This is a genomic window from Pseudomonas sp. Eth.TT006, assembly GCF_054456575.1.
In genome coordinates this window covers 243,406-269,272 of the sequence record NZ_JBTJEN010000002.1, presented here as the reverse complement: position 1 = coordinate 269,272, position 25,867 = coordinate 243,406, and the positions used below count along the sequence as shown (strand labels likewise).

The 25,867-nt window shown below is 60.9% G+C and carries 23 protein-coding genes and 1 pseudogene; 13 read left to right on the top strand and 11 right to left on the bottom strand.

Going from position 1 to position 25,867, the window contains the following annotated elements; translation table 11 throughout:
- Positions 1-34: 34 nt before the first annotated feature.
- Positions 35-1,534: an efflux transporter outer membrane subunit gene (locus ACXR0M_RS04405; protein WP_458830267.1), complete on the bottom strand. Its 1,500-nt coding sequence runs from the start codon at positions 1,532-1,534 to the stop codon at positions 35-37.
- 279 nt (positions 1,535-1,813) lie between these two features.
- Between ACXR0M_RS04405 and ACXR0M_RS04400 the strand changes: the two genes are divergently transcribed.
- The 4 genes from ACXR0M_RS04400 (at position 1,814) to ACXR0M_RS04385 (ending at position 5,879) form a co-directional block, all read left to right on the top strand.
- A complete protein-coding gene (locus tag ACXR0M_RS04400; RefSeq protein ID WP_458830265.1) occupies positions 1,814-2,782 on the top strand; it encodes a LysR family transcriptional regulator in 969 nt (322 codons plus the stop codon).
- A 382-nt stretch (positions 2,783-3,164) separates the two neighbouring features.
- Positions 3,165-3,539, top strand: a complete 375-nt coding sequence (locus ACXR0M_RS04395) for a DUF6124 family protein (protein ID WP_458830263.1) — start codon at positions 3,165-3,167, stop codon at positions 3,537-3,539.
- A 701-nt stretch (positions 3,540-4,240) separates the two neighbouring features.
- Complete coding sequence (locus ACXR0M_RS04390; protein ID WP_458830261.1) at positions 4,241-5,215, top strand: 2-hydroxyacid dehydrogenase; 975 nt, start codon at positions 4,241-4,243, stop codon at positions 5,213-5,215.
- A gap of 154 nt (positions 5,216-5,369) precedes the next feature.
- Positions 5,370-5,879: a DUF2165 family protein gene (locus ACXR0M_RS04385; protein ID WP_458830259.1), complete on the top strand. Its 510-nt coding sequence runs from the start codon at positions 5,370-5,372 to the stop codon at positions 5,877-5,879.
- A 20-nt stretch (positions 5,880-5,899) separates the two neighbouring features.
- Here ACXR0M_RS04385 and ACXR0M_RS04380 read toward each other — a convergent pair whose 3' ends face one another.
- Positions 5,900-6,802 carry a DMT family transporter gene (locus ACXR0M_RS04380; RefSeq protein ID WP_458830257.1) on the bottom strand — a complete coding sequence of 301 codons (903 nt, stop codon included), beginning with the start codon at positions 6,800-6,802 and terminating at the stop codon, positions 5,900-5,902.
- 286 nt (positions 6,803-7,088) lie between these two features.
- On the opposite strand from ACXR0M_RS04380, the gene ACXR0M_RS04375 reads away from it, so the two are divergent.
- Positions 7,089-7,964: a helix-turn-helix domain-containing protein gene (locus ACXR0M_RS04375; protein WP_458830255.1), complete on the top strand. Its 876-nt coding sequence runs from the start codon at positions 7,089-7,091 to the stop codon at positions 7,962-7,964.
- A 141-nt stretch (positions 7,965-8,105) separates the two neighbouring features.
- Here the strand turns inward: ACXR0M_RS04375 and ACXR0M_RS04370 are convergent, their stop codons facing one another.
- The 6 genes from ACXR0M_RS04370 to ACXR0M_RS04345 form a co-directional block, all read right to left on the bottom strand.
- Positions 8,106-10,535 carry a TonB-dependent siderophore receptor gene (locus ACXR0M_RS04370; RefSeq protein ID WP_458830253.1) on the bottom strand — a complete coding sequence of 810 codons (2,430 nt, stop codon included), beginning with the start codon at positions 10,533-10,535 and terminating at the stop codon, positions 8,106-8,108.
- 170 nt (positions 10,536-10,705) lie between these two features.
- Positions 10,706-11,695 carry a FecR family protein gene (locus ACXR0M_RS04365; protein WP_458830251.1) on the bottom strand — a complete coding sequence of 330 codons (990 nt, stop codon included), beginning with the start codon at positions 11,693-11,695 and terminating at the stop codon, positions 10,706-10,708.
- Positions 11,692-12,258: an RNA polymerase sigma factor gene (locus tag ACXR0M_RS04360; RefSeq protein ID WP_003221797.1), complete on the bottom strand. Its 567-nt coding sequence runs from the start codon at positions 12,256-12,258 to the stop codon at positions 11,692-11,694. The genes ACXR0M_RS04365 and ACXR0M_RS04360 overlap by 4 nt, the downstream gene beginning before the upstream one ends.
- Position 12,259: 1 nt before the next feature.
- Positions 12,260-12,586, bottom strand: coding sequence for a DUF3325 domain-containing protein (locus tag ACXR0M_RS04355; protein ID WP_458830248.1), 327 nt, complete (start codon positions 12,584-12,586; stop codon positions 12,260-12,262).
- On the bottom strand, positions 12,586-14,175 hold the full coding sequence (locus tag ACXR0M_RS04350; protein ID WP_458830246.1) for a PepSY-associated TM helix domain-containing protein: 1,590 nt from the start codon (positions 14,173-14,175) through the stop codon (positions 12,586-12,588). Before ACXR0M_RS04350 ends, ACXR0M_RS04355 begins: the two co-directional genes overlap by 1 nt.
- Positions 14,172-14,477, bottom strand: a complete 306-nt coding sequence (locus ACXR0M_RS04345; RefSeq protein WP_007967542.1) for a DUF3649 domain-containing protein — start codon at positions 14,475-14,477, stop codon at positions 14,172-14,174. Before ACXR0M_RS04345 ends, ACXR0M_RS04350 begins: the two co-directional genes overlap by 4 nt.
- Before the next feature lie 147 nt (positions 14,478-14,624).
- Here ACXR0M_RS04345 and ACXR0M_RS04340 point away from each other — a divergent pair, with 147 nt between their 5' ends.
- The 4 genes from ACXR0M_RS04340 to ACXR0M_RS04325 all read left to right on the top strand — a co-directional run bounded on the left by ACXR0M_RS04340 (position 14,625) and on the right by ACXR0M_RS04325 (position 19,334).
- The gene (locus ACXR0M_RS04340) at positions 14,625-15,140 is read left to right on the top strand and encodes a sigma-70 family RNA polymerase sigma factor (RefSeq protein WP_458830244.1); all 516 of its coding nucleotides are present in this window, start codon (positions 14,625-14,627) and stop codon (positions 15,138-15,140) included.
- Positions 15,137-16,069, top strand: a complete 933-nt coding sequence (locus ACXR0M_RS04335) for a DUF4880 domain-containing protein (RefSeq protein WP_458830242.1) — start codon at positions 15,137-15,139, stop codon at positions 16,067-16,069. Before ACXR0M_RS04340 ends, ACXR0M_RS04335 begins: the two co-directional genes overlap by 4 nt.
- 164 nt (positions 16,070-16,233) lie before the next feature.
- Complete coding sequence (fecA, locus tag ACXR0M_RS04330) at positions 16,234-18,564, top strand: TonB-dependent Fe(3+) dicitrate receptor FecA (RefSeq protein ID WP_458830240.1); 2,331 nt, start codon at positions 16,234-16,236, stop codon at positions 18,562-18,564.
- 401 nt (positions 18,565-18,965) lie between these two features.
- Positions 18,966-19,334 carry an endonuclease domain-containing protein gene (locus tag ACXR0M_RS04325; RefSeq protein WP_458830238.1) on the top strand — a complete coding sequence of 123 codons (369 nt, stop codon included), beginning with the start codon at positions 18,966-18,968 and terminating at the stop codon, positions 19,332-19,334.
- 361 nt (positions 19,335-19,695) lie between these two features.
- Here ACXR0M_RS04325 and ACXR0M_RS04320 read toward each other — a convergent pair whose 3' ends face one another.
- Positions 19,696-20,100, bottom strand: a complete 405-nt coding sequence (locus ACXR0M_RS04320; RefSeq protein ID WP_458830237.1) for an HPF/RaiA family ribosome-associated protein — start codon at positions 20,098-20,100, stop codon at positions 19,696-19,698.
- 200 nt (positions 20,101-20,300) lie between these two features.
- Positions 20,301-21,248 (bottom strand): LysR substrate-binding domain-containing protein, encoded by a 948-nt coding sequence (locus ACXR0M_RS04315; protein WP_458830235.1) that lies wholly within the window; start codon positions 21,246-21,248, stop codon positions 20,301-20,303.
- A gap of 135 nt (positions 21,249-21,383) precedes the next feature.
- Here ACXR0M_RS04315 and ACXR0M_RS04310 point away from each other — a divergent pair, with 135 nt between their 5' ends.
- From ACXR0M_RS04310 to ACXR0M_RS04300, 3 genes are all read left to right on the top strand, one after another.
- Positions 21,384-22,760, top strand: coding sequence for an L-serine ammonia-lyase (locus tag ACXR0M_RS04310; RefSeq protein WP_458830233.1), 1,377 nt, complete (start codon positions 21,384-21,386; stop codon positions 22,758-22,760).
- A gap of 86 nt (positions 22,761-22,846) precedes the next feature.
- Positions 22,847-24,148, top strand: a complete 1,302-nt coding sequence (locus ACXR0M_RS04305) for an HAAAP family serine/threonine permease (RefSeq protein WP_458830231.1) — start codon at positions 22,847-22,849, stop codon at positions 24,146-24,148.
- Positions 24,149-24,441: 293 nt separating this feature from the next.
- Positions 24,442-24,759: a DUF3509 domain-containing protein gene (locus tag ACXR0M_RS04300; protein ID WP_458830229.1), complete on the top strand. Its 318-nt coding sequence runs from the start codon at positions 24,442-24,444 to the stop codon at positions 24,757-24,759.
- Here ACXR0M_RS04300 and ACXR0M_RS04295 read toward each other — a convergent pair.
- A complete protein-coding gene (locus ACXR0M_RS04295) occupies positions 24,756-25,256 on the bottom strand; it encodes a phosphate-starvation-inducible protein PsiE (protein WP_458830227.1) in 501 nt (166 codons plus the stop codon). The two genes, ACXR0M_RS04300 and ACXR0M_RS04295, sit on opposite strands and share 4 nt — an antisense overlap.
- Before the next feature lie 334 nt (positions 25,257-25,590).
- Between ACXR0M_RS04295 and ACXR0M_RS04290 the strand changes: the two are divergent.
- Positions 25,591-25,845: pseudogene (locus ACXR0M_RS04290) on the top strand (YebG family protein); the annotation flags it as partial.
- Between the last annotated feature and the right edge of the window lie 22 nt (positions 25,846-25,867).

The following is a 25,867-nucleotide window of genomic DNA, read 5'->3' as shown; positions in this document are numbered from 1 at the left end:
CGCGAGCAAGCCCGCTCCCACAGGGGTTGTGTGTTCACCGCAGTAGCGCCGGAGTTTTCGGCGCCTGGGTTTGCTTGGCACTCGGCACATCATTGCCAGCCCCAAGCCCCCCACCCAACGCTGTCACCAGTTCGGCATGCGCACTCAACCGCGCCGCCTGCACCTGCTGCTGCACTTGCTGCTGCTTGAACAGCAAGGTCTGCGCGTTGAGCACGTTGAGGTAATCGGTGAGGCCGCGCTGATAGGCGATCATTGCGATGTCGTAAGTCTTCTGCGCCGTGGCCACCGACTCGGCAGCGAACGCTTGCTGCTTGTCCATCGACTCGCGGCGGATCAACTGGTCGGAGATGTTCTTCAGCGCATTGACCAGCGTCTGGTTGTAATGCGCTACAGCGATGTCATACCCGGCAGAGGCTTCACCCAACTCACTGCGCAAACGCCCGCCGTCGAAGATCGGCAGGGAGATTGCCGGGCCGACGTTGTAGTTGAGTTTCTTGCCGGTCAAAAACTCCAGCGCCCCGCCGCCGGTGGCCATGTAGCCAAGGCTGCCGACCAGATCGACGTTGGGATAAAACCCGGCGTGCGCAACATCGATGCCGCGCGCCTGCGCCGCCACCTGCCAGCGACTGGCGACCACGTCCGGGCGCTGACCGAGCAACTGCGCAGGCAACGCCGACGGCAACTTCAATGCAGCCCCCAGCGCCAAAGTCGGCCGTTGCAACTGCGCAGCGGCGCCCGGGCCTTTGCCTGCCAGCGCGGCGATCTGATTGCGCGTCAGAGCGATTTCTTCGTCCAGCGCATCCAGTTGCCGATGGGTTTCCGGCAACGGCGTTTCGGCTTGGCTGACTTCGAAGTGAGTACCGATACCGCCGTCCAGACGCTTCTGCGCAAGGTCGAGAATCTGCTGTTGCTGCTTGAGCGTCGCGGCGACGATGTCGCGCTGGGCGTAATGCAGCGACAGCTCTATGTAGGCGCGCACGATGTTGTTCTGCAATTCCAGCTGCGCCTGGCGTGCTTCGGCGGCGCTCATGTGCGCCAGATCCACCGCCCGCTCGCTGGCATTGCTTTCCCGGCCCCAGAGGTCGAGGGCGTAGCTGAAACCCAGCGCGGCGTTGTTGTCCCAGGTGGTGGTGTTGGCCAGCTCGCCGGGGCCGTAGAACTGGTCGGTCGGCCAGTTGTGGCGTTTGAGCGTTGACTCGCCATTGATCTGCAACGACTCGGCAGCTTCGGCGACACCGGCCAGCGCCCTGGCCTGACGCACCCGCGCGGCCGCCATGGCTATGCTCGGGCTGCCTTGCACGGCGAGGTCGATCCAGCGATTGAGTTGCGGGTCGCCGTAGGCTTGCCACCATTGCGCGGTGGGCCAGTGGGCGTCCTGGGCGGCGTGGGCAATGGCGTCGTCGGTGGCCAGGGTATTGGCCTCCAGCGCCTTGCCCTGTGGGGCTATGCCTGCGGTACCGATGCAGCCGCCGAGAGCCAAAGTGAAAGCCAGAACACTGAGCGGCAAAAGCGCTCTGTTGATGCGACGCGGCACAGCTGCGAATTCCTGAAAGAGGATAAGGCGGGGACTTGTCTGTGCAGGAGCTGCCGCAGGCGGCGATCTTTTGATCTTGATTCCCTTAAAACAAAATCAAGAGATCGCAGCCTGCGGCAGCTCCTACAGGGGACGGCGCAATTCTAGGGGGCGCCCTGAACGGCGATAAGCTGGGATTCCTGTGAATCTTTGTTACCGTTAACGAGATAATCCCTTGGTCGGGGGTCTCAGCCCCTGAAACTTCGTGTCACAATTTGCCATCTCCCTTGAGAGCACCCCATGGACACATTGCAAAACATGCGCGCGTTCAGTTGCGTGGCCGAAGCCGGCAGCTTCACCGCCGCCGCCGTGCAACTCGACACCACCACGGCCAACGTCTCGCGCGCGGTCTCCAACCTGGAAGCCCACCTGCAAACCCGCCTGCTCAATCGCACGACCCGGCGCATCGCCCTGACCGAGGCCGGCAAGCGCTATCTGCTGCGCTGCGAACAGATCCTGGCCTATGTCGAAGAAGCCGAAGCCGAGGCCAGCGAAGCCCACGCCCGCCCTGCCGGCCAACTGAAAGTGCACACCATGACCGGCATCGGCCAGCACTTCGTGATCGACGCCATCGCCCGCTACCGCAAGACCCACCCGGACGTGACCTTCGACCTGACCATGGCCAACCGCGTGCCGGACCTGCTCGACGAGGGCTACGACGTGTCCATCGTGCTGGCCAGCGAACTGCCGGACTCGGGCTTCGTCTCGCAACGCCTGGGCATCACCTACAGCATCGTCTGCGCTTCGCCCGCGTACGTGAAAGCCAACGGCAGCGCGAACAAACCCAGCGACCTGCTGAACCACGCCTGCCTGCGCCTGGTCAGCCCGGTGATCCCCCTGGAAAAATGGGCCTTCAACGGCCCTGACGGCCAGGAGATGGTCACCATCAACAGCTCGCCGTTCCTGGTCAACTCCGCCGACGCGATGAAAGCCGCGATCATCAGCGGCATGGGCGTCGGCGTCCTGCCGGTCTACGCCGCCATCGAAGGCCTGCGCAACGGCACGCTGGTGCGGATGATGCCGAACTACCGCTCGCAGGAACTCAACCTGTACGCGATCTACCCGTCGCGGCAATACCTGGATGCGAAGATCAAGACCTGGGTCGAATACCTGCGCGGCTCGCTGCCGGAAATACTGGCAGCGCATCAAGCGGAACTGGCAGCTTACGAACTGAGCGGCAGCCTCGCTGGCGCCCGCGTCGCCACCTGACCTTAAACGCACCGCATCCAATGCAGGAGCTGCCGCAGGCTGCGATCTTTTGACCTTAATGTTTAAAAATCAAAAGATCGCAGCCTACGGCAGCTCCTACAGGGGCGGTGATTGGCGGGGAGATTTCCGACAGGGTTTGACGGTTGTCGGTCGGAAACGGGGTGGATAGGCTCAGGGGGTCGTTGACGAATCAGCGACCGGACTTGGTCGTCCGGGTTTAGAATGGCGCACTTTTCAAGCTTGCTTGATGGCGAGCTGTGCGTGGGAGGGCTTCGGCCCTGCCGGGTTTCCATTCCCTGGTCGACCAACCTGCGTACGGTTCGCCACCCTATTGCTTGGTCGCAGTACGTGGCGAACTCCACATCCCGAATGGAGTTTCAACATGATCAAACCCACACCCAATCCGCCCGAAGCAGACTGCACTTCGCCCTACGAATCCCTCGACTCGAAAAAACTCCACGACGCCGCCGAGCGTGCGCTGGACCACTACCTCAAACCCTCCGCCACCACCGTCAAATTCCACAAGCCGAGCACCATGTTCCAGGTCGCTCCGGAGATGGATAACGAAAGCCTGCTGATGCATGCCTGCGAATCACTGGCCTCGGCAAACATCATGACCAGCGACATCGCCGCCTATGTGGATCCGCCGCAGCGCCACACCATTCTGGCGATCCAGCAGATCATCATGCTGGCGGAGCTGGCGGTGAATCGGGTGCTGGATAATGTGGAAGTCAGCCAATCCTCATCACACAGCTGAACCCTTGTAGGAGTGAGCCTGCTCGCGAAGGCGTCGGCAGCTCCAATACTTGCGGTGACTGATACGGCGCTTTCGCGAGCAAGCTCGCTCCCACAGTTGGATTGAGTGTGGACAGTTAACGACCGGTCGGCTGGCAGGCCGCCATCGCGAGCAGGCTCACTCCTACAGTTGGATTGGATGTGGTCAGTTGGGGATTGGTCGGCTGGTAGGCCGCCATCGCTGGCAGGCCAGCTCCCACAGAAAAGCCAAAGCAGACCCATCCGCTTTTCACCACTCCACAGGATGAGCGTTAGCTCGGCTGCAGCTCTTGATCTTGATCTGCAGGCCCCGTCGGCAGGCTGAGTGGAGGGATTCATCCGGGGGTGGGAGCGCAGCGACCGTGCGGCGCAGCCGCACACATCGAGAGGAGGTGCAGCGAAGCAAACCGTAGGCGATGCCCCCGGATGGATCCCGGAGCGAAGGGACCCGAGCCACGGCGAGGGCCGAACGTTGGGGCAAGCCTTTTTTTGCTTACTTTTTTTAGGCGTTTGTAAAAAAAGTGAGTCGCCGTCAGGGCGAAACCGCCAGCCGCCACACCCAAAGAAACGGATATACACCCAAAACGACCCACAACATGGTCGGCCCAAAGGCCGCCAAGACAACCCTGAGCCAGAAATGTTAGCGTGCTTGGCAATAAAGCCCAGAAGCCGAGCCCAATCCCAATGAAAAAAACCGTCCTGGCCTTCAGCCGCATCACCCCGCCCATGATCGAACGCCTGCAACAGGAGTTCGACGTCATCGTCCCCAACCCCAAAAACGGCGACATCAACGCCCAATTCAACGAAGCCCTCCCCCACGCCCACGGCCTCATCGGCGTCGGCCGCAAACTCGGCCAAGCCCAACTCGAAACCGCCGCCAAACTTGAAGTGGTCTCCAGCGTCTCCGTCGGCTACGACAACTACGACCTCGACTACTTCAACCAACGCGGCATCATGCTCACCAACACCCCCGACGTGCTCACCGAAAGCACCGCCGACCTCGCCTTCGCCCTGATCATGAGCAGCGCCCGCCGCGTCGCCGAACTCGACGCCTGGACCAAGGCCGGCCAATGGCAGGCCAGCGTCGGCGCACCGCTGTTCGGCTGTGACGTGCACGGCAAAACCCTCGGCATCGTCGGCATGGGCAACATCGGTGCCGCCGTCGCCCGCCGTGGGCATTTCGGCTTCAACATGCCGATCCTCTACAGCGGCAACAGTCGCAAGAGCGAACTGGAACAACAACTCGACGCACAATTTCGCAGCCTCGATCAACTGCTGGCCGAAGCCGATTTCGTTTGCCTGGTGGTGCCGCTCAGCGACAAGACCCGCCACCTGATCAGCCACCGCGAACTGGCGCTGATGAAACCCGACGCCATCCTGGTCAACATCTCCCGTGGCCCGGTGGTCGATGAGCCGGCGTTGATCGAAGCCCTGCAGAACAACCGCATCCGTGGCGCCGGCCTCGACGTGTACGAGAAAGAACCGCTGGCCGAATCGCCACTGTTCCAGCTGAAAAATGCGGTGACATTGCCGCACATCGGCTCGGCCACCCACGAAACCCGCGAAGCCATGGCCAACCGCGCCCTCGCCAACTTGCGCAGCGCGCTACTTGGCGAACGCCCGCAAGACCTGGTCAATCCGCAAGTCTGGCGCGGCTGAAAAAACGGGCAAGTGCCAACGACCACTTGCCCGTTTCAATTCAATCGTTGGCGAACCCTTACATACCTTGCAACTCAAGCCTCAACTAAAACCATCGCAAGGAACCTTAAACTCTCCAGACTGATCGACAGAAAATAAAAACCTGGAGAGAAACTTGAAGAATCTGCCCACTCAAAAACTCATTCGTTACAGCAAAATCATTCTGATGGCCTACATCAGCGTCTTTGGTTTACTGGTGGTATTCAGCAACTTTACCGACTATGCATCGAACTACGAATATGTCGGCCACGTCCTCAGCATGGACACTACCTTGGCCAACCCCAACATCCGTTACCGAGCCATCGAATCATCGCTGCTGCATCACCGGATCTATTGGCTGATCATCACCCTGGAAGTGACCTGGAGCACTTTCTGCCTGGTCGGCGCCTACCAGCTACTGCGTCACGTGAACGCTTCGGAGCAAGCCTTTCATGAAGCAAAGAAGTTCTCGATTATCGGCTTGCTGATCGCGATGTTTGTTTATTACGTCTGCCTGCAAGTTATCGGCGTTGAATGGTTCGACATGGACACTTCGCAAGTCTGGAACGCCAAGGACTGGGCGCGGCACATCGTAGACTTCATATTACCGTTATTGATTTACATCACATTGAAAGTCGAGCGCTGAGTTCTCAGCGCTCAAAGGTTTCAGGCCAACTTTCCTCGAGCTGACAATATGACTGCTTTGGGTTTACGAAACACCAGCACATTACCCAGCATGACCAATACCAGGCCTAGCAATGCCGGCGCCGTCCATTGATAACCTTCGGCAAACGCCGACACGTTCAGCGCCACCACCGGGAACAGCACGGTGCAATAGGCCGCACGTTCCGGCCCCATGCGCCCGACCAGCGTCAGGTACGCGGTGAAGCCGATCACCGAACCCGGAATCACCAGATACAACAGCGCACCGACGTAACGTGGCGACCAGTCCATGTCGAACGGAATGCCTTTGAACAGGCACCACACCGATAACATCGCCGCGCCATAGGCCATGCCCCAGGCGTTGGTGGTCAACGGTTTCAGACCGGCCTTCTGTTGCAGGCTCGACAACATATTGCCGGCCGAGAAACACAAGGTGCCACACAGGGCCAACGCCAGCCCCAGCAAGGTTTGCGGGCTGGTGCGATGGCCTGCCAGTTCCGGCCAGAACAACATCCCCAGCCCGAACAGACCCAGCGCGCCGCCCATCAGCACGTTGCGCGCAATGCGCTGGCCGAAGAACACCCGGGCGTTGAGCGCGTTCCACAAGGTCGCGGTGGAAAACACCACCGCCACCAGACCGCTGGGAATCCACTGGCTGGCCGTCAGGAAACACATGAAGTTCACGCAGAACAGGCACAGCCCCTGTGCCACGCAGATCAGATGGCCACGGCGGTTCATCGGTTGCAGGCGCCGGCTGAGCAGTAACAACACGAACAGCACTAGCGCGGCGAGGCCGAAGCGATAGACGATCGATACCGCAATCGCCACCACCCCCAGTTGCCATTTCAGGGCAATCCAGGTAGTGCCCCAGATCAGCACGGTCAGCAGGTACAACGAAAGATTCATGGCAAACACTCCTTGATACGGCAACGCTGAGCGCTTCTGTGGCGAGGGAGCTTGCTCCCGCTTGAGTGCGCAGTACTCACGAATCTGCATTGGCAACCGAGAATCTTCGGGCCGCTTTGCAGCCCGGCGGGAGCAAGCTCCCTCGCCACAGGTTTTGCGCTGAATTGCAGATCAGGGTGCGGCAGCAGAGATCGGCGCGCTTGCAAAATCTTGCGCTTTTGACCGGCCGCAGGCTGGCAGCGCGGCGGCGTCGGAGTAGGATGCAAGGCGTTGGAGAGAACCGCCCATGGCCGCTATCGATACCCTGCAAGTCTTTCAAGCCCTCAACCGCTCGCCGAACGCACGCCTTGTGCGCAGCGCCGAGCTCGGTGACGGCTTGTCGGCGGCCCTGTGGACCAACCACCACGATGCCCAGGAATACCAAGCGCCGGGCCATCACACGCTGTCGTGCTACATCGCCGGCGGCACCGGGACCTTTCGCCGCGGTCAGCCGGGCAACAAGGGCGGTCCGGACAAACTCTGCATCCTGCCGGCCGATCATCAATCGGGCTGGGTGATCAACGGCGATATCCGCCTCGCGCATGTGTATCTCAGCGCCGAACAATTTGCCTTGGGCTGCGTCACCTTGCTCGATCGCGAGCCACGGGAAATGCAGTTGCGCGAGCAGACTTTTCTCGAAGATCCGCAGCAGGCTCAGCGCTTTCGGCAATTGCTCACGCTGAACTGGGATGAGCCGGCCGAGCGTCTGCTGACCAGCAGCCTGGCGCACGAGTTGATCAGCCACACTCTGCTCAGCCAGGTCAGTGCCCGTCAGGGCTTGCGCCTCAAGGGCGGGCTGGCGCCGCATCTGCGTCGGCAACTGGTGGAGGTCATCGACCATCAACTGGCCGAGCCGATCAGCCTCGGGCAACTGGCCGGGTTGTGTGCGCTGTCGGAATACCACTTTGCGCGGATGTTCCGCAGCAGTTTCGGTTTGCCACCGCATCAGTATCTGCTGGCGCGGCGCTTGAGTCGGGCGCGGGCGTTGTTACGCGGGACGGCGTTGCCGTTGGGGGAGATTGCGCTGGCGTGCGGGTTTGCCAGTGCGAGTCATTTTACCAACCGGTTTCGGCAGGTTCTGGGGGGGACGCCGGGGGATTATCGGCAGGCGTTTTTACGCTAGAGCCGGAAATCTTACTGCCTGTCAGGGCCCTATCGCTGGCAAGCCAGCTCCCACAAAATCTTCAGTCGTTCAAAGATGTGTGTTCGACTCAGAACCTGTGGGAGCTGGCTTGCCAGCGAAGAACGATGACGCGGTCCGGGATCAGAACTCCAGCGTGCTCGACAACGAAATCTGCCGCGAATCGCCCATCGACACAAAGAACCGGCTCGCCGCCGAGGTGTAGTAGGTGCGGTCGAACAGGTTCTTCACGTTGAGCTGGAACTTGACCTTCTGCCCTTCGAGTTTGGTGTCGTAAGTGGCGAAAGCATCGGCCACGGTGTAGCTCGGCAGGTCGAAATCATTCACCGCGTTGCCCGCACGTTCACCGACATAACGAGCACCCGCGCCGACGCGCAACTGGTCGCCACCGATCACGCTGCCGAAGTCATACACCGCTGACAGCGAGCCGCTGTTCTTCGCCACGTTTTGCAGGCGATTGCCTTTGTAGTCCGGGTCTTCGGTGACCTCGGCGTCGGTGTAGGCATAGGCGCCGATCATGCTCCAGCGCTCGCTCAGTTGCCCGGTCAGATCGAGTTCCAGGCCCCGCGAGTGCACTTCGCCAGCGGCGCTATAGATCGTGGTCGGACCTTCGGAATTGGCTACCAGCACGTTGCGTTTCTTGATGTCGAACAGCGCGATGTTACCGGTGAGGCGCCCCGGCATCTCCAGCCGCGCGCCCAGCTCCCACGACTTGGCCTCCTCCGGCGCAATGCTGCCGTCGAGCACAGTGCTGCTGCCGCTGAGCGGGGCGATGGTCGAGTTGGGTTTGAACGATTCGGTGTAGCTGCCGTAGAACGACAATTCGTCGGTGTAGCGATACACCAGGCCGGCGCGCGGCACGAATTTCTGTCCATTACTGTCGGTGTTGGCCTTGAACGGTACGCCTTTGCCGGCGTACTGGTCGTACTCCTGGAAGCGCCCGCCGGCGACCAGAATCCACTGGTCGTTGAGGTGAATCGAGTCCTGCATAAATACCGAATCGCTGCGCAGCAGATCGGTCTGTGCGCTGTCGGCCGGGCTGACCGTGGTGCCTTCGACTTCACGGCCATACACCGGATTGACGTAACTGAAGGTGCTCAGGCTTTTCTGACGGATCAGGCCGGCGCGGTAGATCTTGCGGTACTCGTCGTCGACGCCGAACACCAGGTCGTGCTGCATGCCCAGCACGTTGACCTTGCCCTCGAGGCTGGCGGTGGTGAAACGGTCGGTGCTGATCGCGCCTTGAGTGCCGTCCATGCTGCGGGTCAGCGTGCCTTTTTTGGTGTCGATGGCGGTCACGCGGACCTGACTGGCATCGTAGGTTTCGCGGTTCCAGCTATAACCGAAGTGGGCTTTCCAGTCGTCGTTGAGTTCGTGGTCGGCCTCGAAATGATAGAGATCGGAGCGGCCTTCCATGTCGTTGAACGGCTCGTCCAGACGCTCGTTGCGCGAGATGTCCAGCGGGTGGTTGGTACGTGGGTCGATCACCGTGCCCCGGTCGAACGGCGTGAGGAATTCGCGGTGCTCATAGCCGAACGACAGCTTGGTGCGTTCGCCGAACCAGGCCAGCGACGGCGCGATCAGCGTCTCGCGGTGGGTGCCGTAGTTGCGCCAGTAATCTTCGTCTTCGTGATCGAGCACCAGCCGATAGGCCAGCCCGGATTCACCCAAGGCACCGGTGCTGTCGAAGGTGCCGCCGCTGCCGTTCTTGCCGTCGCCGTAGCTCGAGCCGCGCACAGTCAGGGCGTTGTATTGAGTCAGTTCCGGTTTCTTGCTGACCAGGTTGACCACGCCACCCGGGTCCTGAATGCCATAGAGCAACGAGGCCGGGCCCTTCAGGACTTCGACCCGATCGACCGTCGCATTCATGCCACGGCCCTGCACGATCGGCATGCCGTCACGCATGATCGAACCGTTGCGGTTGTCGCCGAAACCGCGGGTCATCACCGAATCCTGAGTGCTGCCCAAGGTGTTGCCCTGGGTGATGCCGCTGACATTGGCCAGCGCGTCGTCGAGGTTGCGCGGGGTTTGATCGCGGATGACCTGGGCCGGGATCACGTTGACGGTCTGCGGGATTTCCTGCAGCGAGGCCGAGGAGCGCATCACCGAGCTGGTTGGCGGCGGCTGGTAGCTCATCGCGTCGTCGCGGGTCGAGGTGATGGTGGTGGCGCCGAGGTTGAGCGCACCTTCGGTAGGCTGCGGTTCCAGCGCCAGGGTGTGGCTGTCGGTGCGGCGGAAGGTCATGCCGGAGCCGCTGAGCAGACGTTGCAGCGCCTGTTCGGCGCTCATCTGACCGCTGACCGCGGGCGCATTGACACCGTACGGCGCTTCATCGGTGTAGACCACGCTTTGCCCGGTGACGCGGCTGAAGTCGCTCAGGGCTTGCGGCAGCGGTTTGGCACTCAGGGAAAAACTGAACTGCTGTTGCGCCGGGCCGCTGACAGTTGCAGCAGCCAGCGCCACGCTCATCGGCAACAGCGCCAACGCAGAAAAACTCAATGCCGAAACGCCCAACCACTGTTTGACCGAACCCGATTTTGCCCTGGACTTCATTGCTCAATGACCTGTGTAGAACCGCAACGGATGCGAATGACTCGCAGTTTCAGTCACTACACGGATGAGGTTCGGGTTTACCTCACCACAAATCTGAAAATATTTTTCAAGAGCAAAAGATCGCAGCCTTCGGCAGCTCCTACATTGGAATGCGGTCTTTTGACTTTGAATCAACGCAAAATAATCAAATGTCCCAAAACCCGATGCTGCTCAAACCCCATCACTCCCTGCAGCGAACTCAACACCGCCTGCGGATCCTTGCTCGGAAAACTGCCGCTGACCTTGCGCGCGCCCAACTCATCGCTGAGCAACACAATCCGCCCCGGATAATAGCGCCGCAAATCCTCCACCACCTCCGCCAGCGACGCCTTGTAATACGTCAGCCAACCCTGCCGCCAGGCCAGTTGCGCTTCGCTGTCCACCGCGTGCAGTTTTTCTGCGCTGCCGTGCCCGTATGCGACTTGCTGGCCAGCACTCAGAATCTGCTGCTGCGCGTTGCGATCCGCCGTCACGCCAACGCGTCCAGACAGCACCGTGACCTGCGCGCCCCGCGGTTGCAGGCGCACTTCGAATTGTGTACCGAGGACCCGCGCCTGACCTTTCTCGGCCTCGACCACAAACGGCTCGCCGGTGTGGGTCACGCTGAAAAAACCGGCGCCGCGCCGCAACTGCACATGCCGCTCGCCACGGCTGAAATCCACGGCGATGGCGCTGTCGGCGTCGAGGGTGACTTGCGATTGATCGGCCAAGGTCACCGTGCGGATTTCCCCCGGCGCGGAAACGTAATCGGCGCCCAGATCGTCAATCCAGCGCTGCGGCTGCCAGCCCGTGCCGAGACTGATCATCAGCAGCAGACACGCGGCCATCGCCAACGCGCCGGACCAGCGCACTAGTGCGGAACGACGCGGACGATCCATCGCATTCAGGTAGCCCAGCAACGCCAGCGCATCCTCATCGGCCAGGGTGCGCGCCGGGCTTTCGCTCAGCTCCCACAGCACCTGCGCCTGGGCATACGCTTCGGCGTGGGCCGGATCGGCGCGCAGCCAGTGGCTGAATGTCAGTTGGTCGCCGGTGCTCGGGCGGTCGTGGAGCAGGCTCAGCCAGGCGAGCGCAGCCTGCTCCTGAGCGGGCGTCGGAACGACGCGGTCGGTGGGGGTCACGGTGCTTTCCCTGGCAGACGTGGTGCGGGTTCGCGCAGGCTGGCCTTGCAGGCTTCGAGGGCGCGCATCATATGTTTTTCCACGGCGCTTTGGGACAGGCCCATGGCCTTGGCGATGTCGGCGTACTTGCGGCCGTGGATGCGATTGAGTAAAAAAATCTGCCGGGTGCGTTCAGGCAAGGCGCGCAAGGCTGCTTCGACATGGCGCAGATCGTTGCCTGCTTCGAGCGCGGCTTGCGGCTCGCTGCCATGGCTGTCCGGTGCGTCCGGTTGCCAGCCTTCATTGACTCGCACCCGCGTGCCTTCGCTGCGCAAATGATCGATGGCGATGTTGCCGGCGCAACGCAGCAGGTAGGTGCTGAGTTCCTCGACCTGCACCAGCGGTCGACGCCAGAAGCGCAGGAACAGGTCCTGCACCAGATCCGCTGCCGTCGCCCGGCAACCGACGCGCCGGTTCACCAGCGCTTCCATCTGCGAGCGCTGTGAGAGGAACACCTGGAGAAAATGCGCACGCGCGCCATGTGGCTCGTCGTCGCGGGATTCCGGGGGATGACCGATCAGCATTTCAATAGTGCGCCCATGCAGCGACCGGTGTGGCCAGCAGACTCAGCACCGCCAGGGCCAACACCAGTTTCGGTCGATACGGCATCAGCAGCACCAGCAGCAATGCGCTGCACATCAACACCGCGAACCAGTCGACCAGACCCAGGCTCCAGCCGTTGGCTACCACTGCGGCCCAGAGTGAAGCGCCGAGCAACAGCCATCCGGCAACCTTCAGATGCCGTGCGCGGCCAGCCGAAGGCTTGTGGCCCAGCAGATCATCGTGATGCCGCGGCATCGACAGACACAAGGCGGTGAACCCGGCATAACACAGCAACAGCGCCAGCAGCATCAGTGCGTCCCCTGCTCAAGGGTGATCGGCCGCGCTGCTGCGCGAGGGGTTTTCTGCACTCGAACCCCATGCCCGGCGCGCTGCATTTTCCACGCGGCCCAGGCCAGAAACAGGCCCGCGCCGAAGCAGCTCAGATCGAACCCGGCCAGCGCCCAGTCACCTTGCTTCAGCGAGACGCCAAGGTGATGCGCAGTGGTCAACGCGTTCAGCAGTGGCACTGCGATGAACAACGTTGCCGCCAGCGTCAGTTGTTCGACCCAGGCTTTGCGCCCCGGACGCAGCAGCGCGTGCAGCACGCTTAAACCCCAGGCGATGAAGAAGCCATTCACTTCCCAATCGGCGCGCCCGCTCAGGCTCAGCGGCAACAGCCGATTGGCCCAGAACAACACCGCGACTGCCACCAGCAGTCCCGCCATGCTGGCGATGTTCAGCACCTCTACCAGTCGCAGTTCAAACGGCATCACACCGCTCTTGGCGTGCTTGAGTTGACGCTTGCCGAGCCAGATCACCAGCCCGGTGCCGATCATCGCGGTGCCGGCCAGGCCACAGATGAAGTACAGCCAACGCAGCACCGGCCCGGCGAAATGACCGATGTGCAAACCGTAGAAACCACCGGCAATGGTCATCGGCAGCGGCTTGTCGGGCGTGGCGCCGAGCAGCTGCCCGGTAACGCCGTTGAAGGTCACGTCGCTGCCGTATTCGTAGGCGATCTTGTCGGAACTGGCGCGTGACAATTGCACGCTGGCATTGGCGTCACCGGGGTTGATCACCGTTACCCGCGTGGCATGCCCGCCGGCCCAGTGCTCACTCGCACGACTCAACAACGGCGCCATCGGCGCCAAGGTGACGGGCTGGCCCGCGCGCTCCGGCGTCGGCGTTTCGGGAAACACCTCGGCGTAAAACGCACCGAGGTTGCTGCCATACGACGCGAGGATGCTCGCCGGCATGACCATCGCCATGAAAATCACCAGGCTGCTGTAGGTGATCATCAGGTGAAACGGCAGCACCAGCACACCGACCGCGTTATGCCCGTCGAGCCACGAACGCTGGCCTTTGCGCGGGCGAAAGGTGAAGAAGTCCTTGAAGATTTTCTTGTGGGTGATGATCCCGCTGATCAGTGCGACGAACATCACCATCGCGGCGATCGTCGCCAGCCAGCGGCCCCAGGGATAAGGCATCTGCAACTGAAAATGGAAGCGGTAGAAGAACTCGCCGCCCATGCTCTCGCGCGGTTGAATTTCGCCACCGGTTTGCGCGTCGAGGGTCTTTTGCGTGAAGCCTCCACGCTTACCGGCCTCGGCCGGTGTGTCTTGCCAACGCACGGTCAGCGCCGGATCCCGGGCGTTCGGCAGATCGATCAGCCAGCGCGAGGCATTCGGGGCGTGCTGCTGCAGATAGCCTTGCGCCAGGTTCAGGCTGGCCGCTGAATCGATGGCGCGCAGCGGGATTTCCGGCCGCATCCAGTGGCTGATCTCATCCTTGAAGTAGGCCAATGTGCCGGTGAGGAAAATCGCGAACAGCAACCAGCCGAACAGCAGTCCGGCCCAGGTGTGCAGCCAGGCCATGGCCTGGCGAAAACCCTCTTTCATGCGTACCCCAAACCGCGGGCGGCACCGGACACCGTCGCCAGAATCACACTCGGCACCAGCAATCCGACCCACGCCGACCACGCCGTGCGGCAAGCGAAACACCAGAGCACCGCGACCAGATACACCAGGAAGGAAATGGTCATGCCGGTCACCACCGCTTCGGCGCGGCTCAATGGCAGCCACATCGTCAGGGCGACGCTGGCCAGCGCCGCGACCAGATAGCCGCCAAACACCGCGGCCAGCACCCGCGAGGTAACCGCCAGACGATAGGACATGGGAAGTGAGGCGAGTTTGCCTTTCATGTTTCGACCCTGAAACGAAAACGTCCGGCGACAAGCCGAACCCACAGGCGATCAATATTAATGATAAATATTCTCATACGCAAAAGCATCCGATTGCCGGACGCACTCCCCGCCTCTACAATGCGAACAGTTCTTGTTCTCTAACGCATGCCGCATGCGCCCGGAGTAATACCGTTGCCATCCGCCCATCCCGTCGAAGCGCTCTACCACGACCACCACAACTGGCTCACTGGCTGGTTGCGGCGCCGGCTCGGTTGTCCGGAACGCGCGGCGGATCTGGCGCAGGACACCTTCATCCGCGTGCTGAGCGCCCGTGAGCCGGCGGTGATCATCGAACCGCGCGCCTTCCTCACCACCCTTGCCAAACGCGTGTTGTTCAATCATTACCGGCGCCAGGATCTGGAACGTGCCTACCTCGAAACCCTGGCGCAGATGCCGGAAGTCACCGCGCCTTCGGAAGAAGATAAAGCGATCATCCTGCAAACCCTGGTCGAGCTGGATCAATTGCTCGATGGCCTGCCGCGTCTGGTCAAGCGCGCCTTTTTGCTGGCGCAGGTCGATGGCCTGAGCTATCCGCAGATCGCCGCTGAATTGAACATCTCGGTGGCCACGGTCAAACGTCATTTGCACAAGGCAGCGCTGCGCTGCTACTTCGCCCGATGAACCGCGTCCCGGACTTCTCCGCGCAAGTCGCCGAGCAAGCTGTGCACTGGCTGCTGAAAATGCAGCAAGGCACGCTCTCCCCGCGCCAGCAACAGGCCTGGCAACAATGGCTGGATGCGCACAGCGAACACCGGCGGGCATGGGAACATATTCAGCGGGTCAACCAGCGCCTGCGCGGCGTGTCTCCGCCGCTGGCCCACGCGACGTTGAACGGGCCGAAATCCACCAGTCGGCGTCAGGCGTTGAAACTGTTGCTGATCCTCGGTGCCGGTTCCGCCGCCACCTGGAGCCTGCGCGAGCACAATCCGCTGCCTTCGCTGCTCGCCGATTACCGCAGCCCGCTGGGTGAGCGACGCAAGGTATCGCTGGGCGCGGACAGCCAGTTGCAACTCAATACCGCGAGTGCGGCGGACGTGGACCGCATGCAACGGCTGATTCGGCTGCTGGAAGGCGAGATCCTGCTGAGTACCACGCAAGCATACGAAGTGCGAACCGCTCAGGGCATTCTGAAAACCCAGGCGGCGCGCCTCAACGTGCGGCAGTTTGCTGATCGTACGCAGGTGGCGGTGTTCCAAGGCCAGGTCGAACTGTACGCCCACGGGCGGGCGCCGCTGTTATTGCCCGTCGCCCGTCAACTGAGTTTCAACTCGACGTCGATCAGCGAAGCACGGCCGCTGGACGCCAACAGCGGCGCCTGGGCCGAAGGCATGCTGATCGCTGCCCACATGCGCCTGGGGGATTTTCTTGATGAGCTTGGCCGCTATCGTCGTGGGCAACTGCACTGCGATGCAAAAGTCGCTGACCTGCTGATCTCCGGGACTTATCCACTGGATGACAGCGAGCGGATTCTGGACCTGCTGCAAATCAGTTTGCCGGTCAGGGTGCGGCGCTTTACCCGTTATTGGATCAGTGTTGAGGCGCGGGTGTAGCAGCAAGAGCAAAAGATCGCAGCCTGCGGCAGCTCTACAAAGATCCTGTAGGAGCTGCCGCAGGCTGCGATCTTTTGATCTGAAAAATAAATGAGCCGTTTTTCAGATCTGGCGTGACAGAGAAGGAAAGCCCCCTTGATTCAACCTTCTCAGGATCATCATCCATGCCCTCCACCCGTCTTACCCCACTGGCCCGCAGTCTGCGTCATCTCGTGCTCGGCGCCAGCCTGAGTTTCAGCGCCCTGCCCGTCCTCGCCGCCGAAACCAAGGCTTATCACATCGCCCCGGCCTCGCTGGAAAACGCCCTCAACCAGTTCGGGCGTGAAGCCGGCGTGCTGATTTCCTTTGGCTCGCAGATCACCAGCGGCGTGCAAAGCCGAGGCCTGGAAGGCAACTACACCGCCGCGCAGGGTCTCGACGCGTTGCTCGAAGGCACCGGCCTGCAAGCCCGCGCCGAGGGCGACAATGCCTTCAGTTTGCAACCTGTTGCTGATACCGCTCTGGAGCTGGATACGTCGAAGGTCGTCGGCGACTGGCTGGGTGACGCAGCGCAGGTCAACGTCTTCGAGCATCCGGGCGCCCGCGACGTGATTCGCCGCGAAGACTTCGAACGTCAAGGCGCGACTCAGGCGCGCGATGTGCTCAACCGCATTCCCGGGGTCAACGCGCCGGAAAACAACGGCACCGGCAGCCACGACATGGCGCTGAACTTCGGCATCCGTGGCCTCAACCCGCGGCTGGCGGCGCGCTCCACGGTGTTGATGGATGGCATTCCCGTACCGTTCGCCCCTTACGGTCAGCCGCAGTTGTCGTTTGCGCCGATCAGCATGGGCAACATGGACGCGGTGGACGTGGTGCGGGGCGGCGGCGCGGTGCGTTACGGGCCGCAGAACGTCGGCGGCGTGGTCAACTTCGTGACCCGTGCCATTCCCGATGCGCCGACGGTCAAGGGCGGCTTCCAGACCGAAACCAGCCCGTCGTCGAGCCATGATGGCTTCAAGACCAGCGCCAACCTGCTGGCCGGCGGCACTAATGAAAACGGCCTGGGCGGCGCGCTGCTGTACTCCGGCACCCGCGGCGGCGACTGGCGTGAACACAGCGACAGCGAGATCGACGACCTGATTCTCAAGGGCAAGTACCAGCTCGACGAAGCCAACAGCTTTAACGCCATGGCCCAGTATTACGAGGGCAGGGCCGACATGCCCGGCGGTCTCAGCGTTGCCGATTACGACGCCGATCCGTACCAGTCGACGCGTCCGAAAGACCAGTTCTGGGGCCGGCGCACCATGTTCAACTTCGGTTATCGCTATCAGGAAGATCGCCGCGAGTTCACCGCCAACACCTTCTTCACCAAAACCCTGCGCAGCGGTTATCTGGATCAGGGCAGCTTCCTCTCGCTATCACCGCGCGAGTATTGGGTACGCGGTTTCGAAACGCGTTTCGCCCAAGGCTTCGACCTCGGCCCGACCAGCCATGAAGTCGGCGTCGGCTACCGCTACATCAACGAGGCCGGCCACGAGTTGCGCTATCGCACGCCGATCAGCAGCAACCAATACCCGACCACCGACAGCCGCAATGATCGCGATACCCGCGGCGGCACCGAAGCCAATGCGTTGTTCGTCGACGACCGCATCGACATCGGCAAATGGACCATCACCCCGGGCGTGCGCTACGAGATGATCGAGTCGCAGCAGACCAACAACCTGACCAACGCCAAATACAAGGGCGACTACAACACCGCGCTGCCGGCGTTGAACGTGCTCTATCACCTGAACGACAGCTGGAATCTTTACGCCAACACCGAAGGCTCGTTCGGCAGTGTGCAATACAGTCAGATGCCCAATCGCGTGAGCAGCGGCGAAGTCAAACCGGAGAAAGCCCGCACCTGGGAACTCGGCACCCGTTACGACAACGGCGCCTTGCGCGCGGAGATCGGCGCGTTCCTGATCAACTTCGACAATCAATACGAAAGCAATCAGACCAACGATTCGGTGATCGCCCGGGGTGAAACCCGCCATCAGGGTATTGAAACCAGCGTCAATTACGCGCTGGATGACTTGAGCCCGGCACTGGCCGGTTTCGATGTGTACGCCACTTATGCGTATGTTGACGCGACCATCCGCGAAGACGGGCCGAACAAGGGCAATCGCGTGCCGTTCTCGTCGAAACACAAAGGCACGCTTGGCGTTGGTTATACCGAAGGGCCATGGAAGCTCAACGTCGACAGCAGCTTCCAGAGCGACCAGTTCGCCGACAACGCCAACACCTCGAAGGAAAGCGCCGATGGCAGCACCGGCAAGATCCCCGGCTACATGCTGTTCAGCAGCCGTGCGGCTTATGACTTCGGCCCGCAGCTGTCGGATCTGAATGTCGCGGTGGGGGTGAAGAACATTTTCAACACCCAGTACTTCACCCGTTCGTTCGATGACAACAACAAAGGCAAGTACGTGGGGGAACCGCGCACGGTGTATGTGCAGACATCTGTGGCGTTCTGATGGTTGCCCCCCCCTCACCCTGGCCCTCTTCCAGAGGGAGAGGGGACTACTAGTACGTGGGTGAACCGCGCACGGTTTATGTACAGACATTTGTGGTGTTCTGAGGATTGAAAAGCCCCTCACCCTAGCCCTCTCCCAAAGGGAGAGGGGACTGATTGGGGGATGCTTGCGAGGTACGCCGACCTGATTCTGCTTTGCCGAATCCATAATCGACTCGACCTGAAACCTCTTTGCCGAATCTATAATCGACTCGGTGTTTCAGGTCGACGTACCCCGCAAAACACCTCGGTCGGCCCCCTCTCCCTCCGGGAGAGGGCTGGGGTGAGGGTCAGTGGGTCAGTGGGTCAGCGGCTCATGGTCTACAGTAAAACTTCAAACCCACTTCACAAGGATCGTGAAGCGTGCAAAATCGCCCCACCCTCGCCCAATTCGCCCGCCAGCTACGCGTCAACCAAACCGACTGCGAACACCTGCTCTGGCAAAAACTACGCTCTCGGCAAATCGCCCATCTGAAATTTCGCCGGCAGTTTCCCTGCCCACCTTACGTGCTGGATTTCTACTGCGCTGAGCTGAAGTTGGCGATTGAGCTGGACGGCGGTCAGCACTATGAAACGCCGGAACTGATTCATGACCGGCGCCGAACGCGCTATCTGAATCAAAAGGGCATTGAAGTCGTGCGCTTCAGCAATCTTGAGGTGATCCGGCAGATGGACGATGTGCTAGAGCAGATCACGAGAATTGCAGCGAATCGCAGAACGCCCTCACCCTAACCCTCTCCCAGAGGGAGAGGGGACTGATTGGGGGATGCTTGCGAGGTACACCGACCTGATTCTGCTTCACCGAATCCATAATCGACTCGGTCTTTCAGGTCGGTGTAACTCATAAGACACCTCGGTCGGCCCTCTAACTCCTGGAGAGGGGCGGAATGCTTCAGACATTCACCGACCTGATTCTGCTTCACCGAATCCATAATCGACTCGGTCTTGCAGGTCGATGTAACTTGCAACACACCTCGGTCGGCCCCCTCTCCCTCCGGGAGAGGGCTGGGGTGAGGGACTCATCCAGCCACAAACAAAAACGGGCCTGCATGCGCAAGCCCGTTCTCATTGGGTGACTTGTGAAATCAGCGTATCAACTGTTGATCGCTGCCTGTTCGTTCTCCAGAAACTCTTCCTCCAGCAGCGCGTCATTGGTTTTGCTGAATGGCACGATGGCGGCGCGGGGTTTGCCGCGCAGTTTGCCAAACAGGTGCTCCAGCGCATGCTCGAGTTTTTCGGCTGCTCCATCGATCGCCTGTTCCAGCGAGTCGGCTTTGTGGGTGACGGAAATCGGTTGATGGCCTTTTGGCCGCGCTTCCAGTTGGCAGCGCAAGTCATGGGGACCTGGTTTGTCGCCGTTCTCGTCGCTCAGGTGGACTTCGACACGGGTAAGGTCTTCCTCATAACGTTCGAGCGTGCTCTCAATGGTTGTACGTACCCACTCCTCCAGTCGTTGACTACTTTGAATATGGTTATCGCTGTTGACTTGGATTTGCATAGTTCATCCCTTATTTCAGCTAGCTCGCGAGAGGCCTTGAATTGAATTTCCTGACCTCCTGGTTACAACAATCGGCCCGACTGACGAACATTTCAACCCCTGAAAAAAGATAAATATTCATTCGCAAAAAAAGCCGGACAACCGCGCAAGTCACTGGTAAGGTCGGGAGTTGGCTCGCCTCGCAACCCTGCAAAATCTGCTCACAATTGCCCGTCGTTCAACGGGTGCAAGCTACGGAAAATCCCCGCCTCCTCCACCAGCCAGTCATGCACTGCACGCACGCCCGGATGGCTCAGCGCTCCAGGCGCATACAACAACACGTAACGTTTGTGATTGGGCACCGACAGCCCGAACGGTACGATCAGCGTCCCGCGTTCCAGCTCATCGTTGAGCAACGTACGCCGGGCAATCGCCACGCCCATCCCGGCAATCGCCGCTTCGATGGTCAGGTGATTGCGATTGAAGGTGTGGCCACGCCGTACGTCGGCGCCCTCGAAACCGATGGCGTTGAGATAAAACTCCCATTCCGCGTATTCGTAGCTGCCGCGCCAGGCCGTGATGTCGTGCAACAGCGGAAAATGCCCCAGATCCGCCGGTCCATGCAGGGGCGGACGCCCACGCAACAGGCTCGGCGCGCACACCGGAAAAATCTGTTCATCGAGCAAGGCTGTGGATAACAGCCCCGGGTAGCTGCCGTCGTTCAAATCGATCGCCAGATCAAAATCGCCCTCGTGCAACGGCACGCTGCTGTCCTCGGCCACCAGGCGCAACTGGATATCCGGATAGCGCTGCTGCAGACGCGGCAAGCGCGGGGTCAGCCATTTGCTGAGGAACGATGGAATCGAGCGCAGGCGCAGAATCCCGCTGATCATCCCGGCGTCCAGTCGGCGCAGTTCGGCATCGATGCTGCCGTAGGCCTCATTGACCGTAATCGCCAGACGCTGCCCTTCCGCACTCAGCTCCACACCCCGCGCGCGACGGTGGAACAGGCGAAAGCCGAGGCGCTCTTCAAGTTGACGAATCTGCTGGCTGACCGCCCCCGGGGTGATATGCAGTTCTTCGGCGCAACGGGTGAATGACAGGTGCCGCGCGGCACAGGAAAACACCTGCAGCCAGACATAAGTCTGGGCATGCAATTGACGACTCATCGTTTAGTCCTGCTAAAGGCTTTCTTAGGAAATTTCGTTGGTCACCTCGGACCGAGGTAGGCAGTATCGCCGACATTGCGCTTGTCCTACAAAAGATGGCAGCGATTCCTACTCCATTGCTTGTAAGGCTTTAGCATGGCTATCAGTGTTTTCGATTTATTCAAGGTCGGCATCGGTCCGTCCAGTTCCCACACCGTCGGCCCGATGCGCGCTGCTGCGACCTTCGCCCAAGCGCTGATCGAGCAGCATTTGCTGAACGATGTGCGTCGAGTGGAAATCCGTTTGTACGGGTCACTGTCGGCCACCGGCGTCGGCCACGCCACCGACCGCGCCACGGTCATAGGTCTGATGGGCGAATGGCCGGACCGCATCGATCCAGCGACCATCGACCCACGCATCCAGCAACTGCGCGACAGCGGCCTGCTGTCCCTCGCCGGTCGGCGAGACATTGCCTTCGACTGGCAGCGCGATCTCCTGCTGCTGGACGAAAGCCTGCCCTACCACCCCAACGCCATGTCGCTGACAGCCTTCGGTGAAGACGCCGAGTTGTTCACGCAGACGTACTACTCGATTGGCGGCGGCTTCATCATCGAAGCCGCAGAAGCCGAGTCCGGTACAGCGCCGATCGGTGATGTGGTGCTGCCTTACGATTTTTCCAGCGCTGCCGAATTGCTCAGTCTGTGCAAGCAACACAACCTACGCGTCTCGGAGCTGATGCTGGCCAACGAACGCGCCTGGCGCAGCGACGAGGAAATCCGCCAGGGCCTGCTGCACATCTGGTCGGTGATGCGCGAGTGCGTCGGACAGGGCCTGCGCCACGAAGGTATTCTGCCCGGTGGCCTGAACGTACCGCGCCGCGCGGCGAAGCTGCACCGCAGTCTGCTGGAGATCGGCAAACCGAATGTGATCAGCTCGACGCTGTCGGCGATGGAGTGGGTCAACCTGTTCGCCCTCGCGGTCAATGAAGAAAACGCCGCGGGCGGGCGCATGGTGACCGCACCGACCAACGGCGCGGCCGGGATCATTCCGGCGGTGCTGCACTACTACATGAAATTCAATCCGCAGGCGTCCGATGACGACGTGGTTGCGTTCTTCATGGGCGCCGCCGCGGTCGGCATTCTGTGTAAGAAAAATGCCTCGATCTCCGGCGCCGAAGTCGGCTGCCAGGGCGAAGTCGGATCGGCCTGCGCCATGGCCGCTGCCGGCTTGGCCGAAGTGCTCGGCGCGACCCCGGAGCAACTGGAAAACGCTGCCGAAATCGGCCTGGAACACAACCTCGGCCTGACCTGCGACCCGGTCGGCGGCCTGGTGCAAGTGCCGTGCATCGAGCGCAACGCCATCGCCGCAGTGAAGGCGATCAACGCCACACAAATGGCCCTGCGCGGCGACGGCCAACACTTCATTTCCCTCGACCGGGTGATCCGCACCATGCGCGATACCGGCGCCGACATGCACGACAAATACAAAGAGACTTCACGGGGCGGCCTGGCCGTGAGCTGGGTGGAGTGCTGACGCGCATTCCCTGAGCGCCCCGGCAGGCCGCCACCTGCGGCCTGCCAACCGTGAGCCCGAGCAAAAATAATAACGAGGCAAAAACGATGACCGATGTACGTACACCTGCTGCCGAAAATCCCGCTGTAGATCGCACACGCAACGCAGAAACGGCCGACAACGGCTGGAGCAAATCCGACACCACCTGGATGCTCGGCCTGTACGGCACCGCGATTGGTGCTGGCACCTTGTTCCTGCCGATCAACGCCGGTGTCGGCGGTTTCTGGCCGTTGCTGATCCTGGCGCTGCTGGCGTTCCCGATGACCTTCTTCGCCCATCGGGGCCTGACCCGTTTCGTGCTGTCCGGGCGTTCGGGCGACATCACCGAAGTCGTCGAAGAACACTTCGGCATCGGCGCCGGCAAGCTGATCACCCTTCTGTATTTCTTCGCGATCTTCCCGATTCTGCTGGTGTATAGCGTCGCGCTGACCAACACCCTGAGCAGTTTTCTCGAGCACCAACTGCATACCACCCCGCCACCTCGCGCGATCCTGTCGCTGGTGCTGATCCTCGGCCTGATGGCGATCGTGCGTTGCGGGCAGAACGTGATCGTCAAAGCCATGAGCGTGCTGGTCTATCCGTTCGTTGCCGCGCTGTTGCTGCTCGGCCTGAGCCTGATCCCCAACTGGAACGGCGCGTTCTTCGCCAGCGCGCAAGAGGCCATGCCGCTGTCGACATTCCTCAAGACCCTGTGGCTGGCGATCCCGGTGATGGTGTTCTCGTTCAACCACTCACCGATCATTTCGGCGTTCGCGGTTGACCAGAAACAGCGCTACGGCGCTCAGGCCGAGCGCAAGAGCAGCGGCATCCTCGCCATGGCTCACGGCATGATGGTGGTGACGGTGATGTTCTTCTGCTTCAGCTGCGTGCTGGCGCTGTCACCGGCCGATCTGGCGGCGGCGAAGGCGCAGAACATTTCGATCCTGTCGTACCTGGCCAACCACTTCCAGACCCCTGTCATTGCCTATGCCGCGCCGCTGATTGCGCTGGTGGCGATTACCAAATCCTTCCTCGGCCACTACATCGGCGCCAGCGAAGGTTTCCAGGGCATGATCGTCAAAAGTCTGCGCGGTCGTGGCAAGGTGATGTCGGCGAGCTGGCTGAACCGTGCCACCGCGCTGTTTATGATCCTCAGCTGCTGGGCCGTGGCCACGTTCAACCCGAGCATTCTGGGCATGATCGAAACCCTCGGCGGTCCGGTGATTGCCTGTCTGCTGTTCCTGATGCCGATGTACGCCATCCGCCGTGTGCCAGCCTTGCGCCAGTATTCGGGTCAGGCGTCGAACGTGTTTGTGGTGCTGATCGGCCTGATTGCACTGTCGGCGATCATCTTCTCGGTTCTGCCCTGAAACGGGCCACAAATGATAAAGGCGAGCCGGGTGCTCGCCTTTTTTATGCCGTATCCATTGTCCAACAATTTTCCCGGCACAGCCCTTGCTATGTCCTATGTAGGAGCTGCCGCAGGCTGCGATCTTTTGACTTTGATTTTCAAAATCACAAGCAAGATCAAAAGATCGCAGCCTTCGGCAGCTCCTACACAAAAGCAACACACAGGCCACGGAATGGCCGATGGTCCGGTATGGCGAACCAACCCGATCACGGCCGGTCAACAACTGCACGTTCAATCAGGCGGTGACGCATCATGGACAACCCTTTTCAGATCATTACCGATGCCTTCGCGCCGGACTATCAGATCAACCTGAGCATTCAGGGGCTGGACGGCAGCATCATGCTGACCCTGTCCAGCAGCGGCCGCATCGTGGCCAAACGCATGATCAGCAGCGAACAACGCAACGACCCTGAGCGCTTGCGGCGGCTGGTGCAAAGCATTCAATTCGGCATCGCCATCGAACAGGGCCACAGCGCCATGGCGATCCTCGAAGCGATGACCAGCGGCGCCGGGCTGCCGCCGCCACCGCAGTCAATTGAGGGCCAGTCCCGAGCGGCGGCCGGCCTTTAAAGTTCGCCCTTCTCGATCTCCGGGTGTTCCCCGGAACCAAGGCCGATCTTGCGCTGCGGTTTCTCGATTTTCACCGAGGGGAACTGCGACGAGGCGTAACGCACCACCAGGATCGAGAACGCCAGCAACAGAATCCCGCCGCACAGGTAGATGATGCCCATGTCCGGCGGGTTGTGGTGCGAGACGTTGGAGATCAGCAGGCGGGTCAACGCGGTGATCGCGACGTAGATCAGAAAGCGCACCGGCATGTGGTTGGTCTTGAAGTAAATCCCGACCATCGCCCCCAGCTCCAGATAGATGAACAGCAACAGAATGTCATCGATCTTGATGTGGCCCTCTTCGAGCATGCCGAGGAACTCCATCACCGCTGCCCATGCGGTCACCGCACCAATGGCGAACAGCGCCAGATAGTGGAAGGTCTCGACGAACAGGTTGCCCAGGGACTCGGCCAGTTGATGCACGTTTTGCCGCAGTTTCTCGGCCCAGTTGATTTTCACGATGAGATTCCTTAGCCCGACTCGGGCGGATGATGCGTGTTGAACGTGACGATTTCTGCACGTGTGGAGCGTCATGCAGAAAAGAGGCCACGCCATCATGGCGAGCCGGCGCGAAAGCCGCGCTGTGGCGTTTGGCCGCACATGCCAGCCTGCCTCCGCCTCTGTGGGAGCGAGCTTGCTCGCGAATAGCCTTCACACGATTTATCTGACGACCCGAAATCCGGTCTACATTGAAAAGCCACTACCCAAAGCGCAGGGATTCGCTTATCCTTTCGCTGTATATAAATACAGTAGTCGCCAAGACAACTAAATGTGAAGGCATGTGAGGTGGTGAATGGCCGTCGAAGTGGTATACCGCAGCAGCCGAGATCTGGAGCGCTTGTTCATGGATAAAGCCGAAGCTGACCGTCATGACAAAATGCTCGAACTGGCAGAGATGCTGTCCGAAGTGTTGCAGAAAGCCGTGCCGTCGCTGAACGAGCAGCAGGTTGAAGAAGTCGGGATCTACATGGCGAAGAACCGCGATGTATTTGCCAAGGCGTTCAAGAGTCAGCCTGATGCGTTGGCGGAGTTGATCAGTGCGCCGGCCGAGCCAGTGGCTGAAGTGACTG